Origin of the sequence: Labrys sp. 22185 (genome assembly GCF_052045555.1) — a bacterium.
Taxonomy (GTDB): domain Bacteria; phylum Pseudomonadota; class Alphaproteobacteria; order Rhizobiales; family Labraceae; genus Labrys; species Labrys neptuniae.
On the sequence record NZ_JBQEPH010000088.1, the window covers coordinates 1 to 5738 of the forward strand.

The following is a 5738-nucleotide window of genomic DNA, read 5'->3' on the forward strand; positions in this document are numbered from 1 at the left end:
GGGGACGATCCCCTGAAGGCGATCGCCAGTGCCAGCGCGCTGGCGACCAAGGCCGAGCCTGCCAGTTTCAACGGCTCCTTCACGCAGTCTGTGTCGATCGCGGTGCCGGCCTATCATGGCCTCGAGCCCAAAGTGTCGCTGCGCTATGATTCCAATGCCGGAGCGCGGGCGGGAGGCTATTGGGCCGGCCTTGCGGGCGTGGGCTTTTCCTTGTCGGGCCTGTCGGACATCACCCGTTCCTCGGCGGTGGGCGGGACGCCGCGCTATGCGGATACGGACGAGTTCGTGCTGGACGGCGACCGGCTGGTGGCCTGCACGGCGGGGATGACCAGCCCGGCCTGCACCACGGGAGCGGCCGGGGACGGGGTGAGCTACTACGCCACCCGGGTGGAAAGCTTCGTGCGGGTCAAGCGCATCGTGAGCGGGACGACGACGAGCTGGGAGGTTGCGGCGCGGGACGGCACGGTGTCGAGCTATGTCTCGCCGGCCTCGGTGCCGGGCTGGTACACGAACGGAGCGGCGCCTTCCACCGATGCGCAGCTACGCGACGACACGCGCTGGCTGCTGCGCAAGGTGACGGACACGCATGGCAACGAGGTTGTTTACGACTATGCCTGCGTGGGCGATCCCATCTGCTGGCCTGCCTCGATCAGCTACAACGGCACGCGCATCGCCTTCAACCTGGAGGCGACGAGCGGGGCGGCCAAGCTGAGCCAGGCAACCGGCAAGTCGATTGCGACCCTAGACCGTCGTCTTGCCTCGATCGACATCACCACGGCGAACAACCGGGTTCGGGGCTACAATCTCGACTATGAGCTCAGTCCGGCTTCGGGCTATTCGCGCCTGACCGCGGTGACCCAGTTCGGCCGCGATGCCAGTCTCAGCCAGAACCGCCTCTCAGGCGGCACAAGCCTGCCCCCAACCATATTCGGATGGAGCGGGGCTGCGATCACTGAACAGGCTTGGAGCAAGAATAACAATCCGGCGTTCAAATTCGATTATGTATCTACCAGCACCGACAGTAACTTCACCGAAACCCTCCGCGACATCAACACCGATACTATTCCCGACAAGATAACCAGCAGCTGGCAAAAGACGACCACCGGTGGAGGGGGAGGCAACAATCCAGATCCGATCGTCCATTCGACATGTCGCAGTTCGGGGATGACCGAGATGGCAAGTCGCAGCCGTCCAGCTCGCACGACAAGCTTGGGTGGAGGTTGCAGTTCTAGCGATCCTAACCAGCCGATGGGAACGACATCGATAAGTGGTGCGTCGCTCGTTGGGGATCACAATAGCGATGGATGGCCAGACTTCATCAACACAACCACATCCACGACCAGAACGTGGCAGGGTGGTGGGGCCAATGCAGGCGTTACCGTAACTACCAAAACCACGAGCAGCTTTCTTCTTAGCAGTCCGGATGGGAGCCGTACGAGCCGCTCGCTCGGAACTTCGAACAATGGCTATCCGCTCTTGCCGAGCTGGGGAGACGCTCTCGATCTGAATGGTGATGGTGTTAAGGAATTTGTCGTCACTCATTCTGTGGCAAATGGAGCCTATAAGAAGATCGAGTCCTTGACGGGTGGGGCGGCGATCGACGAGCCGATCCCAAGTAGCGTGCTTCAGCAAATCGTCTCAGGCAAGGAATGGGCCGAGCTGAATTATGTCGATCTCAACGGTGACGGCAAGTCTGATGTCTATGTCGTGACGAGCGCCAATGGTATCCTGCGCGTCACTTATGCCTATTCAACAGGTGCCGGGTTTACGCCGCTGCAGACGTTCGAGACCTCCGGTACGCTGCGTATAGGTCTTGCGAACACTCAAAGTAATGCACGCGGCCGTGTTCTACCGATCGATGTCAACGGGGATGGTAGGACCGATCTCGTCGCCTTGGAAACGAACCCGACTGCGGGTATCGATGTCGGTGTGTTTCTGTCGACTGGGAGCAGCTTCGAACACCGGGTGTGGCTTCAGGGCGTAGTCCTGACCGGCGGATGTGCGCCTGGTGCTTGTCTGTCGCGTCTATTCTCGGGGGACTTTGATGGCGATGGTCGTCAGGATCTGATCTTCAACACCGCAGCCGCAGCAAATCCTCCCCCGGGCGACATCCCAAATTCGTCGGCAACGATGTTCCTGTCGCGAGCTGGTGTCGGGCCCAATGGTGAGGATGGCTTTGTTGCCGTGCCTGGACAGCTGCCCAGTATCGCCTTTGTCGCCGATCTCGACGAAGATGGCCGTGATGACCTGATTGAGGGGGCTCTACGTTCACCTAAAGGGGCGTCCCAAGGGTTTATTGTCTACCGCAGCGGAGATTATTTTACGCTGAACACGGCGTTCCCCGATTTGCTGACATCGGTGAAGGGGCCGTTGGGGGCGAGCGCGGCAATCACCTACAAACCATCGAGCGCCTATCCCTGGCCCGAGGTGCGCCCCGCAGGAAGTGCGCTCCCCTCGATCCTTCAGACGGTGTCGTCGGTGACACGGGACGATGGCCGCGGCACGGTCGGAACCACGGACTATTCCTATTCGAACGCGCTGTACAACGCGGCGGAGCGGCGGTTCCTGGGCTTCGGCATGGGCGTGGCGCTGCTGCCGGCCAATGCCGGGGAGACGGTACGGCCGCGCATCGACTACACCTTCGACCAGAGCCTGGCCACGGCGGGCAAGGTCTTGAAGACTGCCTACAGCACGCAGGACAGCACCACGGTGCTGGCGCGCGAGGCGGAGACGTGGAGCGTGATGACCACAGCCGGGCTGCAGGCGAACTGGCCGCCGGCAACGGGCACGGTGCCGGCCCTGACCCTGCCCTACACCGCCTTCAACACGAGTTCGGAGAAACAGGAACTGCAGAACACAGTCGTGCCGGAGAGCTCGAGTACAACGCTGACACCAAGCTGTAGTGCGTCATCAGGGGTCCAAGCTCCGGATGGTCATTGGATCATTACGTGGAGGAAGGTAGAATGTTCGCCGACACAGATATGTCCGGCCCAGTCGGGTGGAATAAGATGCACCCTTGTGCCCACGACCACAACGATCCCCGAGCACATCGATACGGTGACGCGGCGGAGCAGTGTGTCGCGGACGTATGACGCTTACGGCAATGTGACGTTGCTGCTGGAGAACGGCAATGCGGATGTGACGGGCGACGAGCGCCTGACGGGTACGGATTATCCGGTGGACGCGTCCGCCTTCATCACCAGCCTGCCGGGGCGGGTGCGGGTGCATGGTGGCTCGAGCCCGACGGACGTGCTGATGAGCGACACGGTGCTGCTCTATGACGGGGCGGGGGATGCGGCGACACCGCCGGTGAAGGGGGACCAGACCGGACAGTGGAACTGGCTGAACCCCGGCAATCGCTGGATCGCGACGTCGGCGAGCTATGACGCCTATGGCAACAAGGTGTCGTCGACGGACGCCTTGGGCAACCGGGCGGAGACGATCTACGATCCGACCTATCACCTGTTCCCGGTGGAGGAGCGCAATGCGCTCTATGTGCAGAACGGGGACACGCGGCAGAAGACGACGGCGAGCTTCGATGCCCAGTGCCAGCAGCCCTCGAGCAGCATCGACCTCAACGGGCAGACCACGAGCTATGGCTATGACGGGCTGTGCCGGATCACCTCGGTGACCCAGCCTTTGGGAGCGTTCAAGACCTTCGCCTATACCGGCATCGGCAATCCCCAGACCCAGTTCGTCCAGATCGAGACACCCGGGGCGGCGGGGCAGGGCAATGTCTGGTCGCGCCTGTTCTTCGATGGCTATGGCCGGGAATGGAAGAGCGAGGGGCGCACGGCCGATCCGGCCCAGACGGCGGCGACGCTGACAGGCTATGACGCGCGCGGCAATAAGGCCTCGGTGACGGGGATGCCGTTCCTGGCGCCGAGCGAGAGCGGCAAGCTGGTGGTGACCAGCTTCGACAGCCGGGATCGTCCGATCAAGGTGACGAACCCTGACGGCTCGTTCAAGACGATGAGCTATGAGGTGGCCGATCCCGCGAGCGTGCCGGGGGCGTTCCTGCAGGTGACGACGACGGACGAGCTGAACCGCAAGACGGTCGCGGTGAGCGACGCCTATGGTCGGACGGTGCGCCAGACGGCCACCAAGGCGGGGCGGGCGCTCCACCGCACGCTGGGCTATGACGCGCTGGGCCGGTTGACGAGCCTGTCGGATCCGGCGGGCAATGCCTGGACCAATGTGTTCGACACGCTGGGCCGGCGCACCCAGGTGAAGGATCCGGACCTGGGGACGTGGAGCTATGCCTATGACGATGGCGGCAACCTCCTGACGCTGACGGACGCCAAGGGGCAGAAGACGGGCTACAACTATGACCGGCTGAACCGGGTGACGGGGCAGGTGATGCGGTCGGACCTGCCCAATGGCGATCCGCAGCGCGACAATATCGGCTTCCTCTATGACGAGGCACGCTCGGGCGCCTTCAATGTCGGCAAGCAGACGACGGCGGCGAACAAGCATGCCTGGCTGACGGCCAATTACGACGCGCTGGGCAATGAGGTGGTCAAGACCCTGCTGACGACGGAGGGCACGACCTATACCACGACGACGGCCTATGATGCCGGCAAGCGCATCCTGTGGCGGACCTTCGGGGACGGCACGAGCCTGGGGTCTGCGGCAACGCCCTTCGGCTACAATGGGGCGGGCCAGCTCACTTCCATCCCCGGGCTGGTCTCCAACGTGACCTACAATGCGGCCGGACAGTCGCTGGCGACGACCTACGCCAATGGGGTGACCAGCACGTCGGCCTATGACGCCACGCGGGGCTGGCTGAACAGCCTGACGGCGGCCAAGGGCGGCACGAACCTGCTGTCGCTGAACTATACCCGCGCCGCCACCGGCCGGATCGATGGAATCACCTCGCCGGGGGGCGCCTCGAGCGATGCCTGGAGCTATGGCTATGACGAGCTCGACCAGCTGACCTCGGCCAGCAATGCCGGCAATGCCTCGTTCAACGAGACCTACAGCTATGACGATGCGGGCAACCTGACGTCGAAGACGGATGTGGGCACCTACACCTATCCGGCGCAGGGCCCGAACGCGGTGCGCCCGCATGCGGTGGGCGTGGCCGGCACGACCTTCTTCACCTATGACGACAACGGCAACATGCTGACGGGTCATGGGCGGACCTACAGCTGGGACGGGATGAACCGTCCGACGCAGATCGTCAGCGCCTATATGGGGGAGAGCCCCGGGGCGACGAGCAGCTACTTCTACGGCCCGGACGGGAGCCGGGTGAAGAAGGTGACGAAGGCCTCGCCGCGGGGTTGCACCACGGCGCCCAATCCGCTGCCGACGGAGACGACGACCTATGTGTTCGGGGACGAGCGGGTGAGCTATGAGGGCTCGAGCGATCCGTGCGTGCCGACGACGCCGCTGTGGGTGAAGTACCCGATGCCCGACATCAAGATCGAGGGCACGGGCGCCACGGCCAAGAGCTACACGCTGCTCAAGGACCATCTGGGCTCGGTGCGTGTGGTGGCCGACCAGGCGGGCACAACCTCCATCGCCACGCGCTACCAGCCCTTCGGGCTAGCCAAGCCCATCACGACCTCGACGGCGACCAAGGAGGATCACGGCTATATCGGCGAGCGGCAGGACGAGACGGGCCTGCTCTACCTCAACGCAAGATATTACGATCCCCACATCGCTCGCTTCGTCTCGCCAGACTGGTGGGACCCAACCCAGGAAGGCGTCGGAACCAACCGGTACGCATACGCCGA

Annotated in this window: 1 protein-coding gene; it reads left to right on the plus strand. The window is 63.4% G+C overall.

What is annotated here, in order from left to right; genetic code table 11:
* Nucleotides 1-5738 (plus strand): toxin TcdB middle/N-terminal domain-containing protein (locus ACTJKX_RS37700; protein WP_440728456.1); only part of this gene is annotated, 5738 nt, incomplete at both ends.